This window comes from Thalassolituus sp. UBA3500, from assembly GCF_002377545.1.
Classification (GTDB): domain Bacteria; phylum Pseudomonadota; class Gammaproteobacteria; order Pseudomonadales; family Oceanobacteraceae; genus Thalassolituus.
Window position 1 is genome coordinate 124,483 of sequence record NZ_DFQB01000001.1, and the last position, 18,108, is coordinate 142,590.

Annotated in this window: 11 protein-coding genes; 4 read left to right on the forward strand and 7 right to left on the reverse strand. The window is 51.7% G+C overall.

Annotated elements, in window-relative coordinates; translation table 11 throughout:
* Positions 1-24 precede the first annotated feature (24 nt).
* Together B2R29_RS00605 and ggpS are read left to right on the forward strand one after the other, a co-directional pair.
* The gene (locus B2R29_RS00605; protein ID WP_301179318.1) at positions 25-1,356 is read left to right on the forward strand and encodes an MFS transporter; all 1,332 of its coding nucleotides are present in this window, start codon (positions 25-27) and stop codon (positions 1,354-1,356) included.
* Positions 1,357-1,538: 182 nt separating this feature from the next.
* The gene (gene ggpS, locus B2R29_RS00610; protein ID WP_301179319.1) at positions 1,539-3,818 is read left to right on the forward strand and encodes a glucosylglycerol-phosphate synthase; all 2,280 of its coding nucleotides are present in this window, start codon (positions 1,539-1,541) and stop codon (positions 3,816-3,818) included.
* A 291-nt stretch (positions 3,819-4,109) separates the two neighbouring features.
* On the opposite strand, the gene B2R29_RS00615 is transcribed toward ggpS, so the two are convergent.
* Genes B2R29_RS00615 through doeB2 form a run of 4 tightly spaced genes read right to left on the reverse strand, consistent with a single transcriptional unit; the run spans position 4,110 to position 9,247 of the window.
* Entirely contained in the window at positions 4,110-5,468 is a 1,359-nt protein-coding gene (locus B2R29_RS00615) for an NAD-dependent succinate-semialdehyde dehydrogenase (protein WP_301179320.1), read from the reverse strand.
* Positions 5,469-5,480: 12 nt separating this feature from the next.
* Positions 5,481-6,767, reverse strand: a complete 1,287-nt coding sequence (gene doeA / locus B2R29_RS00620) for an ectoine hydrolase (protein ID WP_301179321.1) — start codon at positions 6,765-6,767, stop codon at positions 5,481-5,483.
* Positions 6,764-8,038, reverse strand: coding sequence for an aspartate aminotransferase family protein (locus B2R29_RS00625; protein ID WP_301179322.1), 1,275 nt, complete (start codon positions 8,036-8,038; stop codon positions 6,764-6,766). Before B2R29_RS00625 ends, doeA begins: the two co-directional genes overlap by 4 nt.
* A gap of 48 nt (positions 8,039-8,086) precedes the next feature.
* A complete protein-coding gene (gene doeB2, locus B2R29_RS00630) occupies positions 8,087-9,247 on the reverse strand; it encodes a N(2)-acetyl-L-2,4-diaminobutanoate deacetylase DoeB2 (RefSeq protein WP_301179323.1) in 1,161 nt (386 codons plus the stop codon).
* 479 nt (positions 9,248-9,726) lie between these two features.
* On the opposite strand from doeB2, the gene B2R29_RS00635 reads away from it, so the two are divergent.
* Positions 9,727-11,022, forward strand: a complete 1,296-nt coding sequence (locus B2R29_RS00635) for a YncE family protein (RefSeq protein ID WP_301179324.1) — start codon at positions 9,727-9,729, stop codon at positions 11,020-11,022.
* A gap of 96 nt (positions 11,023-11,118) precedes the next feature.
* Here the strand turns inward: B2R29_RS00635 and bfr are convergent, their stop codons facing one another.
* Together bfr and B2R29_RS00645 are read right to left on the reverse strand one after the other, a co-directional pair.
* Positions 11,119-11,598 carry a bacterioferritin gene (gene bfr, locus B2R29_RS00640; protein WP_301179325.1) on the reverse strand — a complete coding sequence of 160 codons (480 nt, stop codon included), beginning with the start codon at positions 11,596-11,598 and terminating at the stop codon, positions 11,119-11,121.
* Positions 11,599-11,814: 216 nt separating this feature from the next.
* Positions 11,815-12,015, reverse strand: a complete 201-nt coding sequence (locus B2R29_RS00645; protein WP_068435260.1) for a (2Fe-2S)-binding protein — start codon at positions 12,013-12,015, stop codon at positions 11,815-11,817.
* Between the two features lie 669 nt (positions 12,016-12,684).
* Here B2R29_RS00645 and B2R29_RS00650 point away from each other — a divergent pair.
* Complete coding sequence (locus B2R29_RS00650) at positions 12,685-15,042, forward strand: putative bifunctional diguanylate cyclase/phosphodiesterase (RefSeq protein ID WP_301179326.1); 2,358 nt, start codon at positions 12,685-12,687, stop codon at positions 15,040-15,042.
* A 148-nt stretch (positions 15,043-15,190) separates the two neighbouring features.
* Here B2R29_RS00650 and gcvP read toward each other — a convergent pair whose 3' ends face one another.
* Complete coding sequence (gene gcvP / locus B2R29_RS00655; protein ID WP_301179327.1) at positions 15,191-18,106, reverse strand: aminomethyl-transferring glycine dehydrogenase; 2,916 nt, start codon at positions 18,104-18,106, stop codon at positions 15,191-15,193.
* Positions 18,107-18,108: the final 2 nt, after the last annotated feature.

Below are 18,108 nucleotides of genomic sequence, written 5' to 3' on the forward strand. Positions count from 1 at the left end.
GGCATTACCATAGGTAAGTATCACATGCTCAAACAACTGCGGCCCGTCCTGTCATTATTGGCGGGCGTCAGTCTGTTGCTACTTGGCAGCGGACTTCTCAACACATTACTGGCTGTCCGCGGCAGCGAAGAATCCTTCAGTGATCAGGCAATGGGCCTGATTATGTCGGGCTACTTTGTTGGTTTTTTCGTGGGCACTTTTCTCGCGTTACCTCTGATTCGTCGTGTAGGGCATATACGAACCTTTGCCATGTGCGCGGCGGTGGGGTCTGTGTCGGTGCTGTTGCACGATGCTTTCGCGACCCCCTGGGCGTGGGGCGGGCTGAGAGTCCTGACCGGCACTGCGTTGGTCATTCTTTATACCGTGATTGAAAGCTGGCTGAATGCCACGACACCGCCACAGAATCGTGGCCAGGTGTTTGCCGTGTACATGGTGGTGAACCTCGGGGCATTAGCGGTTTCTCAGCAATTTATGTCGCTAGCGCCGGCGTCCAGTTATCTGCTTTTCGCACTGGCATCGGTATTGGTGACGCTTTCTCTGGTGCCTGTAACGGGCACACGTTTTGGTCCTCCGGAAGTTCAGCAGGTTAAGCGTTTAGGGATACGCTTTCTCTGGCGTATTGCTCCGCTGGCGATCAGTGCCGCGTTTCTCTCGGGACTTGCGATGGGGGCATTCTGGGGGATGAGTGCGCTTTATGCCTCACGGATTGGATTACCTACGTCTGAGGTGGCGACCTTTGTTACTGCGGGCATTATTGGCGGGGCTTTATTGCAGTATCCGGTGGGGCGCCTGTCCGACAGGTTTGATCGCCGCCGGGTTCTTGCTGGTATCGTTGGCGTAGCTGCTGTGTCTGCCTTATTAATTATTCCGGCGTCGTTTGCTTCGGTGGAATTTCTTTATGCCGCTATCGCCTTGTACGGTGGGTTGGCTTTCGCAGTTTACCCGGTGGCCGTCGCTCACCTGATCGATCATCTGGAAAGCGGCGATATTCTTCCGGGGGGCAGTGCGTTACTCTTGGTGCACGGTATTGGTGCAGCCATAGGCCCGGCATTAAGTGGACAATTGATGTCTATGACCGGCGCGAGTGCACTGCCTGTGTACTTTGCTGCGGTTCAGGGCACTCTGTTTATGGTAGCGGTATGGAAAATGCATCAACGACAGAAGGACGAGACGACAGGTGAGCCTGCACAGTTCGTACCTATGGTAAGAACGACGCCCACTGCTCTGGAAATGCATCCGGATGACAGTGAACAGTCGCCGGATCTGGCTCCGGACGTAGCACATGGAACAAGTGGGGAGTCAGACATTCATGAGGAGAGTAGGGAACCACCTCCGTCTCAGGCAGCTCAAAGCTGAAAAGCTCCGGCTGTGTCAGATTGCATTCGTGCAGTCGCCCGGTGTTACCTGCCGCCCTGACCCGGCGGTATCCCGGAGCATCTAAATAATCGCGGTCGCATAACTGGTTATTAATTAACCCGCACTGCAGTCGGCACAGATGATCGATTGAAGTACGAGCGGTGCGGACAGCGGAGAAAATTATGTTACTCGCAACAGATCTGGACGGAACCTTTCTTGGTGGCTCGCAGGAGCAACGCCAGCAACTTTATCAATTGATTGCTGCTCACCCGGATATTGATCTTATTTTTGTTACCGGGCGAGGCCTTGAGTCGGTCATGCCATTGTTGGCTGACCCAACCATTCCTCAGCCTGAATATATCATCTGTGATGTTGGCTGCACCGTCGTCAATGGCGAGACCCTACACCCGGTTGGTGAAGTACAGTCGCGTATTGATGATAAGTGGCCCGGTGAGTACACAATTCATGCAGCGGTAGAGCACATAGAAGGGCTGGTCCGTCAGGATGTTCCACAGGAACGTCGCTGCTCGTACTTTGTTGCACCCGATATCATGGAAAAGCACCGCGAGGAACTTGAGGCGATTGGTGAGAAACTCGATTGCGACGTACTGTATTCAGCAGACCTCTATCTGGATTTTTTGCCGCGCAACGTGAATAAAGGATCGACGCTGACCGCGCTGGTTGAGCACCTCAATATCGACAAAGCCGATGTGATGGTGGCGGGTGACACCCTGAACGATTTATCGATGTACGAGTATGATTTTATCGGTGTTTGCGTAGGCGAGTCCGAAAAAGGCTTAACAGAAGCGACAGAAGGCCGTGCCCGCGTATATCACGCATCGGCACCGGGTGCTGGTGGCATTCTGGAGGCCATCAGTCACTTCGGTTTTTTAGGTGTTGAGGGTATTGATGCCGAAGGACGCGATGACATTGAGCCCGGTGGTTCCGATCTGGTAATTGTCTATCACCGCCTGCCTTATGAAGAATACATCGAAGATGGCGAGATGAAACGCCGTAATCACCGTTCACCCAACGGTATTATTCCGACACTCGCCAGTTTCTTTAAAGACGGAAGAAAAGGCGCCTGGGTTGCCTGGTCGATCACAGACCCGTCGTTGAAAGAATTTGAAGTTCATACCGAGGTCGATAAAGAACAGTACCCTAATCTGGTAGCCGCGCGTGTTGGGCTGACGAAAGACGAAGTCGACATTTTTTATAAGCGCTTCTCCAAAGAAGCTTTCTGGCCAACCTTGCATACCTTCTGGGAGCGAGCGAGCTTCGTTGAAGAGCACTGGAATGTATTCTGCGAAGTGAACCGCAAGTTTGCTGAACAAACGGCTAAAGAAGCTGCAGAAGGTGCAACCGTGTGGCTGCACGATTATAACTTGTGGATGGTGCCAGCGTACCTGCGTGAAATCCGCCCGGATCTGAATATCGCATTTTTCCACCATACGTATTTCCCTTCCGCTGACGTATTTAATGTGCTGCCGTGGAGAAAGGAAATTGTCGGTAGTCTGTTGCAATGCGATTACATTGGCTTCCATATTCCACGTCAGTCGGAAAACTTTATTGATGTAGCAAAAGGTGTCATGCCGTTTGAAGTGACTGAAAAATCTGGCTGTGCGCCACGCTTCCTGACCTACGGTTGCGCCGTGGGCCTGGATGAAATGACGACTGAGATTAAAGTCAATGATCGAACCATCCGCCTGGGTGCCCACCCGGTTGGTCTGGATCTGAAACGCGTTGATACGGCGTTAGAAAAACCTGAAATTCAGAACCGTATGCAGGAGCTACGGGAAGAGTTGCACGGTATTAAACTTGTTCTGTCAGTCGAACGTCTGGATTACACAAAAGGGATACCCGCTAAGCTGGAGGCCTTTGAACGGCTTATGGAAGATCATCCAGAGCTGCACGGTAAAGTGACACTCGTGACTGTGTGTGTCCCCGCTGCGAAAGAAATGACGGTGTACAACGAGCTGCAGAACGAAATTGAGCAAGCGGTGGGTCGTATTAATGGCAAGTACGCCCATGTCGGCTGGACGCCAGTGCAATTCTTTTTCCGGGCTGTTCCGTTTGAAGAGCTGGTGGCCTACTACGCGATGGCCGATGTTATGTGGATTACGCCACTTCGTGATGGTTTAAATCTGGTTGCTAAAGAATATGTTGCAACTCAGGGCAAAACTGAGGGCAAAGGCGTGTTGGTACTGTCAGAGTTTGCCGGTGCCGCTGCTGAAGTTAAGGGCGCTGTATTATGTAACCCGCATGATCCTGCGGAAATGGCAGAGACCTGTTATTTCGCCTTGTCGATGCATCCAGACGATGCGGCGGCACGCCTGAATGAAGCCTATGACGTTGTCAGTTACTACGACATTGCTCACTGGGGGCAGGATTTCCTCGATGAGGTCGCTGACAGCGCACGTAAAAATGGTCGTGGTAGTGCTGACCTGACGGTTGTCGCCTGATAACTTTTAGGAGCTATTGTTTTCCGTCACTACTTTGCAACTCGCCGTGAATACATCCATGTAGGCTCGGTTATGGCGTCCATGCCATAAACGGTTGCTCAGCAGTGGCGGAAAACAGAAATTTGAGCATCCATAACGTGCGGAATATGAAAGACCACTTGAATACTTACCGTGACCGTGTGCAGCAGGGATGCTGCATTCGAGACTACAGGGACGTACTTGCGTCGTGTCGCGGTAAGTATTCCGGTGGTTTTGGTTTTATCACTTCGATCCTTTTCCCATTATTGTCTATCAGGCTGCCCAGATCTGTTTGATATTCACGAATTCTCGAATACCGTGTGGCCCTAGCTCCCGTCCGTAACCGGATTTTCCTATCCCACCACTCGGGAGTCGGGGATCTGTTTTGACGATACCGTTAATGGCTACCTGGCCTGCGTTTAATTCGTGAGCGGCTCTTTGAGCACTGGTTTCACTACCAGTCCAGATACTGGAACCAAGGCCGTACTCGGTATCGTTGGCAATGGTCAGAGCCTCATCGAGGTTTGCTGCTTTGCAAACGGCGAGTACGGGCCCGAAGGTTTCTTCGCGGAACACGGCCATTTCAGAAGTCACACCGGCCAGCAGCGTAGGGGGATAAAAGAAGCCGGGCATGTCCGGTTTTTCACCGCCAGTCAGGCATTTAGCCCCATCCTGAATAGAGCGCATTACCTGACTGTGTAATTGGTCGCGTAAATCTTCGCGCGCTATCGGGCCGATGCATTGGTTTTCCTGTGATGGATCACCGAGCTCAAGTGCGCTGAAGCGCTGCGTTAATTCGCGGCAGACATCGTCGTATACGCCGGCTTCAACAATGACACGCTTGGCCGCGATACAGGACTGACCGGCATTGATCATGCGTGACAGTGTGATGACGTCACAGGCCTTTTGAATATCGGCATCGTTTAAAACGATGCAGGGGTCTGACCCGCCCAGTTCAAGAACGGCAGGTTTTAAGCCCGCCGCAGCCCGCGCTGCGACTTTCTGGCCCGCGCCACTTGAACCGGTGAATGAGACGGCTTTAATACCCGGATGATCGATGGCATCACCTACGAGTTCGGTTGTAACCGGCAGGTTTTGCATTACACCGTCTGGAAGGTTTCTCTGAAAAATGCGAGTTAAGCATGCTGCAGATTCGGGCACATTCGGGTCGGGTTTCATCACGCAGGTGTTACCGGCCATCAGCGCCGGAGCAAGAAATCTGAGCGCCAGCCAGACGGGCGCATTCCAGGGAAGGATTCCGAGGACGGTTCCCAGTGGCTGGTGGCAGACGTAGCTGTCCGTCGCATCCGAGGCTAATGTCTCTGGTTCAAGAAAGGCTTCGCCGTTGTCGGCATAGTATTCTGCACAAAATGCTGATTTTTCGACTTCACCAAGACCTTCGCGCAGAGGTTTCCCCATTTCTTTCGCCATCAACTGCGCCAGTTCATCTTTTGACTCACGCATGTCGGCGGCAATATTAATCAGGCACTTTGCTCGCTCACTGTAGCTCATAGCCGCCCATGCAGGGGCTGCCGCGACCGCTTGTCCTATGGTGTCTTCAGCTTCTGCCAGCGTCAGTGATTCAACTTCAGGCAGAGCTGTTCCGGTTGTTGGGTTTATTGGATTAAGCATGGTCATTCCTCCTCAAGCCGTAGCATCGGTTTTGCTAGCTGCATCTTTGTCGTTTTCAGCAGTGGATGACTTACTTTTTGCGCCTTTTTTTGATCGCGCTGAGCCAAGATCAATGGCACCATTTTTTTTGGTTTCGTCAGGCTTTACCGTGAAATCGCGATCCAGGGTGAAGAAAGATTCACAGCCGTCTTCGGTGACGTGAATGGTGTCTGAAATACCGCAGGTTTTGTCGCCATCAACCCCCCACATCCATGGAATAAGGTGGAAGGTCATGCCTTCTTTAAGCACGGTTCCATCTCCTTGTTTCAGACTGACGATATAGCCTTCATCCCAGCTGGGTGGGAAGGCGATGCCAATGGAATACCCTGAGCGGGTAATCAGACGCGCACCCACGGTATTGTCGGAAATAATATTGCGCACCAGGTTATCAACGTCTGAGACAGTCATTCCGGGTTGCACAATATTGTGCACGGCATCGAGTGCCTTTTTCATGGTCTCCTGCGCCTGATACATCGAGTCCGGCATATTACCGAGCATGACGGTGCGCATCATGGCCGTATGGTAACGGCGGTAGCAGCCGCCGACCTCAAGAAAAACGTGCTCGTCCGGCTGGATCACCCGACCTTCCCAGGTGGCATGGCCAATCATGGTTCTCGGGCCGGACGTCACGTAAGGCATGACCGAAGGAAATTCACCACCGGCGCGGAACATAGCAGCACTGATGGCTGCGCCGACTTCATTTTCGGTGGCGCCGGCATGACAGGCATCAATACCTGCGACCATGCCGGCTTCAGTGGCGATGGCCGCGCGCTTCATTATGTCGATTTCAACGGCGGACTTGCAGACGCGCCCCTCTTCAACAATGCCGAAGCAGTCCAGTAACTTACCGTCCTTCAGTGAGGTGTGAATCACATCCTGATGGTAGGCGGGGAAGAAGTAACTGTTACGTTCGTAGCCAATGCGCTTATTGGCCAGACCAAATTCACGCAGGGCGTCGACTAGCATCTGAATGGCATCACCGGTATCCGGGTAGGGGCGGGTGACCTCTACCCAGGTTCGGGCAATAACGTTGGACTCTTCAAGCGCCCGGGTAATCATAAAGGGCTCTTTTTCAAGTGGTACGACTAAGGCCTGGAAAAAACTGTACCCGGTGGTTTGATAATCCGTCAGGTACATGATGTTTTCAGGATCAGAAATTACCACTGCATCAAGATGTCGTTCCTGAATCCGCTGGCGTAGTTCTTCGATCCGGCGCACGTACTCTTCGTGCGGAAAAGTCATATCATCACGATCAATCATGCGGCTTTCTCCATAACGCTGCGGACAGATTCAGTCAGGATTTCCAGACCAGAAATCAGATCAGATTTGGGAATGGTCAGTGGCGGAATAATTTTCAGCACTTTGCCGCCGGTGCCACAGGCCGCGATAATTAATCCCTTTTTAAAACACTCCTGTACTACGGCCGCACTGCGTTCGCCCGAGCCCATATCAAGACCAAAAATCATGCCTTTTCCACGTAGCTGCAGGCTTTTATCTGCGTGCAGTAACGGCTGAAGGTACTGATCGACTAACGTAGCTTTTTCTTTTACCTCCTTCATTAAGTCGTCATTGCGGAAATAATCGAGGGCGACTTTGCCAGCAACAAAAGAGAGGTTCTGCCCACGGAACGTGCCGGTGTGCTCGCCCGGTGACCAGTGTTTATCCAACTCAGGGTCGACCAGGTTCATTGCCATTGGTGTACCGATACCGCCTACACCTTTTGCCATGCAGACGATATCTGGCATGACACCGAGGTCGTCGAAGCTGAAGTAATTGCCGGTACGGCCACAGCCGACCTGAATATCATCAATGATAAGTACGGCGCCCAATTCTTTTGCCAGTAACGCGACGCCTTTCATCCATTCTTTACTGGCGACGTTGACGCCACCTTCAGCCTGAATGGTTTCCAGTAAAATAGCCGCTGGTTTGGCCATACCGCTTGAGGTATTCAGGTAGCGCGCTCGCAGGTGATCAAGTGAGCTGAGACCACATCCTTGATTACAGCCATTGCAGGGGACTTCGCAGCCGAATGCTTCGTGGCGAACGTGATTCAGTGGCACACCGGAAGCGTTGCGGAAATACTCGTTAGCCGTGGCTGCCAGTGAGCCCAGTGTCATACCGTGGAAGCCCTGACTGAATGCCAAAATTTCTGTCCGGCCGGTCGCACGGCGTGCAATTTTCATCGCCGCTTCCACCGCATTCGTTCCTGTTGGCCCCATGAACTGAATGCGATGAGGCATATTGCGTGGCTCAAGAATCAGATCTGTGAACGTCTGCATGAACTCCGCTTTGGCACTGGTCTGCATATCCAGACTGTGAAGAACGCCATCGTTTTTCATGTACTCGATCATGGCATTAATCATGGCTTCATTATTGTGGCCAAAATTCAGCACACCTGCGCCGGCAAAAAAGTCGATATATTCTTTACCTGTATCGTCGGTCTGACGTGCGTTTTTTGCGGTCGTAAAAGTAACAGGGTATACGCGGCTGTAACCGCGCACATTTGATTCGCGCTGCTCAAAAATAGTCATGAGTCTGATCCTCTCGTTAATAGTATTTTTTACGGAGTGAGTCAGACCTCAGGGTGGAGTGCGCATCCCCGTTAAACGACAGAACCAACGACAGACGTCTTCGATCAATCTGTCGTTGAAGTCGTAATGTGGGCTATGACATGGATACGGGTTACGGCGACCGTCGTCGCTGCCGATCAGTGCGAACGCACCAGGAATTTCCCGTAAGTAGTAACTGAAATCTTCTGACGCCATGACCGGCATCGGGCGGCCGTGGTCGAGAGCTTTCTCGCCATACAGCTCTGTCCATGTCGCACGCGATGTCTGCGCTTGAGCTGAGTGATTTATCGTTGCCTGATAACGTCCGTGATGTGTCACTTCACACTCAACGCCGTAGGCTGCCGCTGTATTGGTCGCGGTTTCGCTGATCGCGTTGTTTACCAGGGCCCGGGTAGCTTCATCCGGAACCCGGATACTGCCACCTATGGTCGCTGTGTCTGCGAGTACGGTTGGGGCATTTCCGGCGTGAAACTGCGTGATACTGACCACGGCATTCGCTTGTGGAGGCAATCGCCGACTGACAACCTGCTGCATAGCGACAACGATTGCCGAGCCTGCCAATACGACATCGGTGCAGATTTCTGGCTGACTGGCGTGGCCGCCTTTGCCTTTAAGAGTAATATCGAACGTTCCGTTGCCGCACATGACGAGCCCGTCTGGGCATGCCATGGTGCCATACGGCAGGGCTGGCCAGTTGTGCCAGCCGTATATTTCACTGACGCCCTCAAGGGCACCTTCGCGAATCATTTCGCGCGCACCGTGGCCGCCTTCTTCGGCGGGTTGAAAGAGTAAAATAACCTGGCGGGATAATTCAGATTCGTGCTGTTTCAGCCAGCGAGCGGTGGCAAGCAGGGCGGCAGTGTGCCCATCGTGGCCACAGGCGTGCATACAGCCCGAGTGGGTAGAGGACCATTCAGCTCCAGAGTCTTCAATAATCGGCAACGCGTCGATGTCGGCTCGCAGCGCAATCGCCGGCGTTGTGCCGTGCTCATTTAATACCGCAACCGTGCCGGTTTCTGCGCATTTTCTCCAGCGAATCCCCAGTGCTGTCAGCGTCTTGCGAATGGTTTCAGCGGTACCATGCTCCTCCCAGCTTAATTCCGGGCGCTGATGCAGTTCGCGGCGAATATTCCTCGCGAAGCTTAATGTCTCTTGCCAGTCGTCAGACATAACGTCTCCTGCCTGTCATGAGAGAGCAGTCGTCTGCTCTGTCAGCGAATTATGGGCTGCTTTTTCTCTGTGCCTTGAATTATTGATTGCAACGTGCAGGCCAGTTTTTGAAGTGTTTAGTGGGCTAAATTTTTAAATGTGAGAAATATAATTTTAAAAAAACGCTATTTTTCAAACGGTTGAGTAGCAAGAGTTAAAGAAGAAATAAATGGGAGGTAGTGAATGTGTTTAGGCCCCAAAACAGTTCTTGTGCATGTGTATGTAACCTTGTGGTGCGGGTGCTCGATATCGGGGCATTATTTGAGGTGAGGGGTAACAGGTGTGCGGTGAATCCGGAAACACCACTTTTCACGCCAGAATACCTTTGGGCTATGGCTTATCTGGCCAATAGGTTGCAGCCAGCACTTGCGTGCCAGTAGCATTATCCAACTGTGTAGTATCACAACTTATAAAAATAACGATATATATCTGGGGTTACTATGAACTTCCGTAAAACAGGTCTGACACTGGCGTTTGCGTCAGCGGCTGCCGTATTCTCTGCTCCTGCATCTGCGGGTTGGTTCGATTGGCTTTTTCCTTCGCCTCCAGTGGAAGAGGAAGAAGAGGTTGTTGAGCAGCCGGACTACTCGGACGGGCTCCGCCCAGCCATTTTCGTTGGCAACAACTGGGACGGCACCATCGATGTGATTGATGGCGATAACTACGAAATTCTGGGGCGTGTGAATGGTATCCCCGATTACGAAGAGCGTATGGAAGAAATCAAAGCAGATTTCTGGCGCTACACGGTTTTCCTTGGTATTCGACAGCTGATTGGTGAAGGTAACGACCAATACGTCGATGACATGTACAGCACCAACGATGGTGAACTGCTGATTGTCTCCCGCCCTAGCTTTGCTGACGTTGTCGCTCTGGATCTGGATAACGGCGAGATTGTATGGCGTTTTGAAGTTGACGGGGCACGCTCTGACCACATGGCGCTGTCTCCGGACGGTACTCAGGTGGCGGTATCGGCGTCGACAGGCAGTGTTGTTCATCTGCTGAATGTGTACACAGGCGAAGAAGAAGGACGCTTCCCTACCGGTAATTCACCGCATGAGAACCTCTACTCTGATGATGGTAAGTACATTTACCACTCCAGTATCGGTTTCGTTTTTATGCCATTTGACGGCAAGGTTCTGCGCGATACAACCCGTGGTGAGCGAAAGTTCATCGTCTATGACACAGAGGCCGAAGAGATCGTTAAAGACATCGATATCAAGGCGAAACTTGAAGAAGCGGGTTTGGGTGATCTGAGCCCGTCTATCCGTCCGATGGCACACACCAGTGATTACCGTTTCTTCTACTTCCAGCTGTCATTCCTGCACGGGCTGGTGGAGTTTGACATGGAAACCGAGACCATCACCCGTCTGGCAGAGCTGCCTAACATGGTTCCATACCTGCCTAAGGTTTACTACGTGAATGACTCGGCGCATCACGGTTTGGCCATGAGTGCTGATGACTCTGCTCTCTGTGTTGCCGGAACTATGGATGATTATGCAGCCATTGTTGATCGCGAAACGTTCGAATACACGATTCTTGAAGGGCTGGGCAAGAAGGCGTACTGGGCAGTATCTGACCGCAGTGGCGAAAACTGCCTGATCTCGTGGAGTGAGACGGATCAGGTATCTGTCATCAACTACGCGACTCGCGAAGAGATCAAGCGTATTGATGTGGGTAACCACCCGCAGCGTATTCGTGAGGGTATGCTGAAGGCAGACTGGATGTCTCTGTACTGATTGAGCAAGAGGGGCTCTTGTCTGAGAGCTCCTGCCACAACAAAAAAGCCCCGTCAGTTGTATCTGACGGGGCTTTTTTGTTGGTGATGGACTGAATCAGTCGTCGTCTTCTTCCAGCTGCGACTGCTGGTAACGTTCGATACCAATTTTATCAATCAGGCTCAGTTGAGTTTCAAGCCAGTCAACGTGTTCTTCTTCAGATTCCAGAATATCGTTCAACATGTCACGGCTGACGTAGTCTTTGACTTCTTCACAGTAGGAGATGGCGTCACGCAGGTCGGGAATGGCCTTCATCTCAAGCTTTAGGTCACACTCGATCATCTCTTTGGTGTTCTCGCCAATCATGAGGCGACCCAGGTCCTGCAGGTTAGGTAAGCCCTCCAGAAACAGAATGCGTTCAATCAGAACATCAGCGTGTTTCATTTCATCAATGGACTCGTGGTACTCATGATCTGCAATCTTCTTGAGTCCCCAGTCTTTATACATGCGTGCATGCAGGAAGTACTGATTAATGGCCACCAGTTCATTGGCCAGAATTGTGTTGAGGTGTTCTATAACCTTAGCGTCGCCTTTCATTGCCAGCGTCTCCCTGTGGGTGAATATGACTCTATTCTGGGTACTGATTCGGGCCCGAGTCAAACGATTAGGGAGCTTTGGGGTGAAAAAAATAAGGGACTGAAAACGATTTAGCTTTCAGTCCCATATTTGGGGGATATTTGGCCATAAATGATAGGTATTTATGGCTTAACGCAGGTCGAAATCGTAACGAATGGTTTTATCAGGCGCCGCTGCTCAAGCCGCAGAGAAGAGGTGGCTCATTTGAGCGGCGGTCTGTTTGGCTTCGTTAAAGATAGCTTTGGCATCGCGTGCACATTTTCCGCACTGGCTTCCGAGGCCAGTGCATTCTTTTAGCTGACTCATGCGGGTTGCACCTTGCTCGGCAGCAGCAACGATGTCGCGGTCAGTTACTCCTTTGCAGATACATACGTACATTTAAGCTCACCTGAGGGTCGTTAAGAAACTGATGCCAGTATAAATACGAATTACTATCAAACGCAAGCGTTTTGGGAGTAGAAGTGCGAATGATTTGTAACAAGTTATATTCGAAGGGTTGGTAGGGGCCCTTTAACAGGCGCTGTCAGTTAAGTCAGGTCAGCGGACGCTTGTTGAGTAAAGATCATTTAAAAAACGAACAAACGTTAAGTAGCGCACATTACGTAATGTACAATTGTTTACGATAAACATTGTGGGGATCTTCAGTCTGGTAAACAGATTCAGATACCCGCGCTCAAGGAAGGCACTTAGATAATAAAAATACGACTTGGTGCGTAACTAAATATGAGCTTCTCAAATTTTTTTCCAGCGTTGCTTCAAGGCGACAGCGAGTTTTTTGAAAGCAGAGTGCGAATACTCATGAAGCGAAGCATCGCCGGAGGACTTATCGCTCTGGCCTTCAGTATCGCATCTTTAAGCATGGTAGCTGTTCGTACCGCCTGGCCGCACTGGGACGTTGTCGCTGTCCTGCTCACCGGTTACATCATCCCTGTATCAATGGCATATAAGTATGTGCGGAAGCGCCCTGGTGACGTCTGTCCAGCTTCCGCATTCAGAGCTCTTGTGAGGGTATTCTGTGTTCTGATTATTTTCTGGGTGGCGGTTGGGATGATTATCCTCCCAGGACTCGATGCTGATACACGCCTGATTGCGGTATCGCTGTTTGTTGTGACTGTTTATGCCCACAGTTTACCTTTCGCAGTTTTTCCTAAGGTTGGTATCGGCCTGATGGCGCTGAACTTATTGCCACTGGCGTTGCAGTTAACCTTTCTTGGCGAGACTTCAGTGATCGCTTTTGGCCTGAGCGGGATAGTACTTATTGCTTGTGAAGTGGGTCTTTTTTCCTGGATTTACCTTACCGATATCAATCGTTTGCGCAAGAGGAGAACAGACACAAGGGCCGAAGTTAATGAGCCTGATATGTCCCAGATCGGTTTTAGAAGGCGTCTCATTTACATCCTCCATGCTGGTGCCACGCCGGCCGTTATGCTTCAGATTACTGCTAGTTTTTTCATGGTGCTCACTCTACGTGTTCCGGAGTATGAAGGGTTATTATGGAGTTGGTTTCTGGCCTATCTGTCAGTACAGACATTACGCACAGCAGGCTTTCTATTACATCTGGAAAATCCCGAACGATTTCGTTTGCGAACCTGGCGGACTCTGTTTGGTATTGGTGTTGTGGCGAATCAGCTCGGCTGGTACGCGTTATTGGTGCTTTTCTACGAAATCATGACTGGTTTCAGTCTTGGGGTGGTTAGCGGAACGCTGATTGTTATTGCGGTGATAAGTACGATGGGATTGAGTGGAGACCGCTTACTGTTGTACTTGAACAGTGTGATGTGTGTTGTTCCTCCTGCAATTATTTTGTTTTCGGGAGAAGACTTATGGTCCTCTATCTCGTTGGGGATGCTCGGCTCTATCAGCTTTTTGTTGATTGTAGAAAACATTCATCAGTCGACTGTGTATTCAATGAAAGGGCGCCTGCTGCAGAAGTTGTCAGAATTCCGGTCGAAAGAAATGGAAGTTCTCAACGTCGAACTTACAAATGCTCGTGAGAGTCTGACAGAAGTGAATGCTAACCTAGAGCAACAGATCGAAGAACGCACGCATGAACTGAACTATCAAGCCACGCACGATATGTTGACGGGCCTGGGAAATCGCTACTACTTTTCCCGAAAAGTGAGCGAGGCGCTGAAAGAGCAAACCGATGAGCAAAGCACGTTTGCTGTTTATCTGCTTGATCTCGACAGGTTTAAGGAGGTGAATGATGGGCTGGGCCATCTTGCCGGTGATCATGTTCTTCGTGTTATTGCTGAGCGTATAGCAGACGCCTGTGTCGATGAGGTGATCTGCGCCCGCTGGGGCGGGGATGAGTTTGTGATTCTTGAACGCCGTGATGTATCTGAGATTGAGGTAAAGGAGTTCGCTACCCAATTGGTGTCTGAACTTCGCAAGCCAATTGAGCTGGACAGCGGGCCAGTATCTTTGGGAGCCAGTGTAGGTATAGCACTTTGCCCGGATCATGGTACTAGTGCTGAACAACTGTTAGAACACGCTGATATCGCCGTCTATCGCGCGAAGTCGCGCAAGACCGGCGTCTCTGTTTACGACGATAAGTGGGGGTATGAGGCTAGTGAGCGTCTGCAATTGGTTCAGTCGCTCGGCTATGCGATTGAACATAATGATATCGAGATCGCATTCCAGCCATTCGTGTCTGTTGATGACGGTCGCCTGACTGGGTTTGAGGCGCTTGCCCGCTGGCATGATAACGTACGTAATGTAGCGATCAGCCCGGGAACATTTATTCCGCTCGCTGAAGAATCTGGCCTGATGCCGGCGATGGGACGGATGATCCTACGGAAAGCATGCGAGACGCTGATGAAAGAAGCTCCGGACACTGATCTACGTGTGGCGGTCAACATTTCTGTAATGCAGTTAAGGCGGCACGACTTCGTGGATGACGTTGTTTCTACCTTGGCGGCAGTCAATATGCCAGCGAATCGCCTCGAACTGGAGCTGACTGAGTCCGTGTTTGCGGGAGATGTCCTTCAGATCCGCCAGATATTGAGCACGTTACGTAATCTCGGTGTTCGGATATCCATTGATGATTTTGGTACAGGTTATTCTTCGATCAGCTATCTGCGCGACTTCCCACTGGATACACTGAAAATTGATCAGTCCTTTGTGGCTGGCCTTCGAAACGGTGGGGAAGGGCTCTTCTCGAGCATCGTCTCTCTGGCGCATGGCCTTAAGCTATCGGTCATTGTTGAAGGTGTTGAGAATCGTCACGACCTGGATAAGGTATTGTCGTTGGGGGGGGAAGAGATTCAGGGTTACTTCTTTGCCCGTCCTATTGAATCAGGCAAGTTGGGTGATTGGCTGGATAAGCACAGTACCCGGCCGTTCTCAATGAAGCGACGGCATCTGTCGGTCGCGGTCGATAATCAAACCGGGCACTCCGGATAGTAAAAAGCACATTATGCGGGCTTTTTCGTATTTCTTCTGGTTCCCCGCCTGCGCGGGGATGACTCGTGGTGTGCATTCCATAACGGCGTGCCTGGCCACGTTCCCCGCGACAGTATGCTGTCATTTCCGCGAAGGCGGAAATCCATGATCAGTCTTCGTAGTTCTCAATCGCCGGGCAAGAGCAGATCAGGTTACGGTCACCGTAGACATCATCGATACGGCCTACCGTTGGCCAGAACTTATGAGCACCCAGTTCTTTCACAGGGAAGGCAGCAAGCTCTCTCGAGTACGGGCGCTCCCACTCTCCGGTAACGACTGCCGCGGTATGCGGTGCGTTCTTCAGTGGGTTGTTTTCCCCGTCTAATACGCCGTTCTGTACCGCATCAATTTCAGCTTTGATCGCGATCATAGCGTCGGCGAAGCGATCGATCTCCGCCTGACTCTCAGATTCTGTCGGTTCGATCATAAAGGTACCCGCTACCGGGAATGACATTGTCGGTGCGTGGAAGCCATAGTCCATCAGTCGTTTAGCGATATCCACTTCGGTGATGCCGGTTTCTGCCTTAATCGGGCGTAAATCGACAATACACTCATGCGCAACACGGCCGTTCTGACCGGAGTACAGGATTGGGTAGTGTGCCGACAGACGCTTAGCCAGATAATTAGCTTTGAGCAGAGCGTTCTGGGTAGCCGTACGCAGCCCTTTACCGCCCATCAGGGTGATGTACATCCAGCTGATGGTGAGAATGCTGGCAGAGCCGTAAGGGGCTGCCGATACTGCGCCATTGCCCTTGGAAGCATCGTCAATCGGACGTACTGCATGGTTCGCCACGAATGGCGCCAGGTGTGCAGCGACACCAATAGGCCCCATGCCCGGGCCACCGCCACCGTGTGGAATAGCAAAGGTTTTGTGCAGGTTCATGTGCGAAACGTCGGCGCCGATAAACGCTGGCTGAGTGACACCGACCTGCGCGTTCAGGTTAGCGCCATCCATATACACCTGACCACCGTGCTGGTGGATCAGGTCACAGATTTCTTTCACGCCTTTCTCATAGACACCATGAGTAGACGGGTAGGTCAGCATCAGACACGACAGCTGATCAGACAGCTCTTCGGCTTTCTTTTTCAGATCATCAAAATCAACGTTACCCTGCTCATCACACTCAGTGACGACAACACGCATCGACGCCATCTGTGCTGATGCTGGGTTAGTACCGTGTGCAGAACGCGGAATCAGACACACATTACGGTGACCTTCGCCACGGCTCTCGTGGTACTTCTTAATTGCCAGCAGGCCTGCGTATTCGCCTTGTGCACCGGAGTTAGGCTGCATACAGATGGCATCAAAACCTGTGATATCACGCAGGTAGCCATCCAGTTCGCGCACCAGTTGCTCGTAACCCGGAGTCTGATCTTTCGGTGCAAACGGATGAATATTTGAGAACTCAGGCCAGGTCACCGGGATCATTTCGGTAGTGGCGTTAAGTTTCATGGTGCAGGAACCCAGCGTAATCATAGAGTGATTCATCGCCAGGTCTTTGCTTTCGAGGCGCTTCATGTAGCGCAGCATTTCGTGTTCGGTGTGATAGCGATTGAACGTTGGATGCTCGAGGAATGCGGCCAGGCGCTGAAGCCCGGCCGGAATGCTATCCGAGCCCGCCTTTACAACGGCGTCATCGAGATCGTAGACATCAAGTCCGTGGCCGGCGCCAAGGAAAATATCAAAGAGTTCGGCCACATCGCTTGCGGTGGTCTTTTCTCCCAGTGTCACACCTAGTGTGTTATTACCCAAGCCGAGTGCTTCGTCATCACGGAGGTTAACTTCGTGCTCTGCTGCGCGCTTCAGAACGTCTTCACGATGACCGACCTTAATCGTCAGAGTATCGAACCAGGTCGGGTTCAGAAGTTCGACGCCTCTGCTTTTAAGCCCTGCTGCCAGAATATCGGTCAGGCGATGAATGCGGTTGGCGATGGTTTTCAGACCGGTCGGGCCATGATACACCGCGTAGAACGAACTCAGGTTGGCAAGCAGTACCTGCGCGGTACAGATATTCGAGTTCGCCTTTTCACGGCGAATATGCTGCTCACGGGTTTGCAGAGCCATACGCAGCGCCTGATTGCCCTGGGCGTCAATCGAAACCCCGATGATTCGACCAGGAATCGAGCGCTTGTAAGCATCACGAGTGGCGAAGAAAGCGGCGTGTGGGCCACCAAAGCCCATAGGAACCCCGAAGTGCTGGGCATTGCCCAGTACGATGTCCGCACCCATTTCGCCTGGCGCTTTGATCTTGATCAGAGCCATCAGGTCACTGGCAACAGCGGCCAGTGCGTTTTTGTCATGCAGTGCGCTGATGACATCTGAGAAGTCAGTGATTTCACCCTGACGACCCGGATACTGGAACAGGGCACCAAACACGTCATGTTCTGCAGCCTCGTTTGCAGGACCAACGATGATGTCCCAGCCAAAGGCTTCGGCGCGGGTACGGACAACGTCAATGGTCTGTGGCAGACACAGTTCATCAACGTAGAAGGTGTTTGATTTGTTTTTACGTACTGAGCGCTTAGCCATCGCCATGGCTTCGGCAGCGGCAGTGCCTTCATCAAGCAGAGAAGCATTCGCCAGTTCCATGCCGGTGAAGTCGATAATCATCTGCTGAAAGTTAAGCAGTGCTTCGAGACGCCCTTGGGCGATTTCTGGCTGATACGGGGTGTAAGCGGTGTACCAGCCCGGATTCTCCAGTACGTTACGCAGGATCACCGGTGGCATGATCACATCGTGATAACCAAGGCCAATATAGCTTTTGAATACTTTGTTCTGTGCTGCAACAGACTTCAGGCGTGCCAGTGCTTCAGCTTCTGGTGTCGCTTCTCCGAAGGACAGAAAAGCCTCGCGCAGGATGTCAGCGGGGACAATTTCACTGGTCAGTGACTCCAGAGAGTCTGCACCGACGGCAGCCAGCATGTCTGCTTCTTCACGCAGGTCGTAGCCTGCACCGTCCGAGGCAATATGGCGACTGACAAAGTTATCGCGCTGTTCCAGTTGTCTGAGAGAAGGAGTACTCATGA

Excerpts from the sequence above, each read along its gene's own strand:
- B2R29_RS00605 (WP_301179318.1), top strand. The coding sequence starts at position 25 with ATGCTCAAACAACTGCGGCCCGTCCTGTCATTATTGGCGGGCGTCAGT.
- B2R29_RS00650 (WP_301179326.1), top strand. The coding sequence starts at position 12,685 with ATGATTATCCTCCCAGGACTCGATGCTGATACACGCCTGATTGCGGTA.
- doeB2 (WP_301179323.1), bottom strand. The coding sequence starts at position 9,247 with ATGTCTGACGACTGGCAAGAGACATTAAGCTTCGCGAGGAATATTCGC.
- gcvP (WP_301179327.1), bottom strand. The coding sequence starts at position 18,106 with ATGAGTACTCCTTCTCTCAGACAACTGGAACAGCGCGATAACTTTGTC.
- B2R29_RS00635 (WP_301179324.1), top strand. The coding sequence starts at position 9,727 with ATGAACTTCCGTAAAACAGGTCTGACACTGGCGTTTGCGTCAGCGGCT.
- B2R29_RS00625 (WP_301179322.1), bottom strand. The coding sequence starts at position 8,038 with ATGACTATTTTTGAGCAGCGCGAATCAAATGTGCGCGGTTACAGCCGC.
- doeA (WP_301179321.1), bottom strand. The coding sequence starts at position 6,767 with ATGATTGATCGTGATGATATGACTTTTCCGCACGAAGAGTACGTGCGC.
- bfr (WP_301179325.1), bottom strand. The coding sequence starts at position 11,598 with ATGAAAGGCGACGCTAAGGTTATAGAACACCTCAACACAATTCTGGCC.
- B2R29_RS00615 (WP_301179320.1), bottom strand. The coding sequence starts at position 5,468 with ATGCTTAATCCAATAAACCCAACAACCGGAACAGCTCTGCCTGAAGTT.
- ggpS (WP_301179319.1), top strand. The coding sequence starts at position 1,539 with ATGTTACTCGCAACAGATCTGGACGGAACCTTTCTTGGTGGCTCGCAG.
- B2R29_RS00645 (WP_068435260.1), bottom strand. The coding sequence starts at position 12,015 with ATGTACGTATGTATCTGCAAAGGAGTAACTGACCGCGACATCGTTGCT.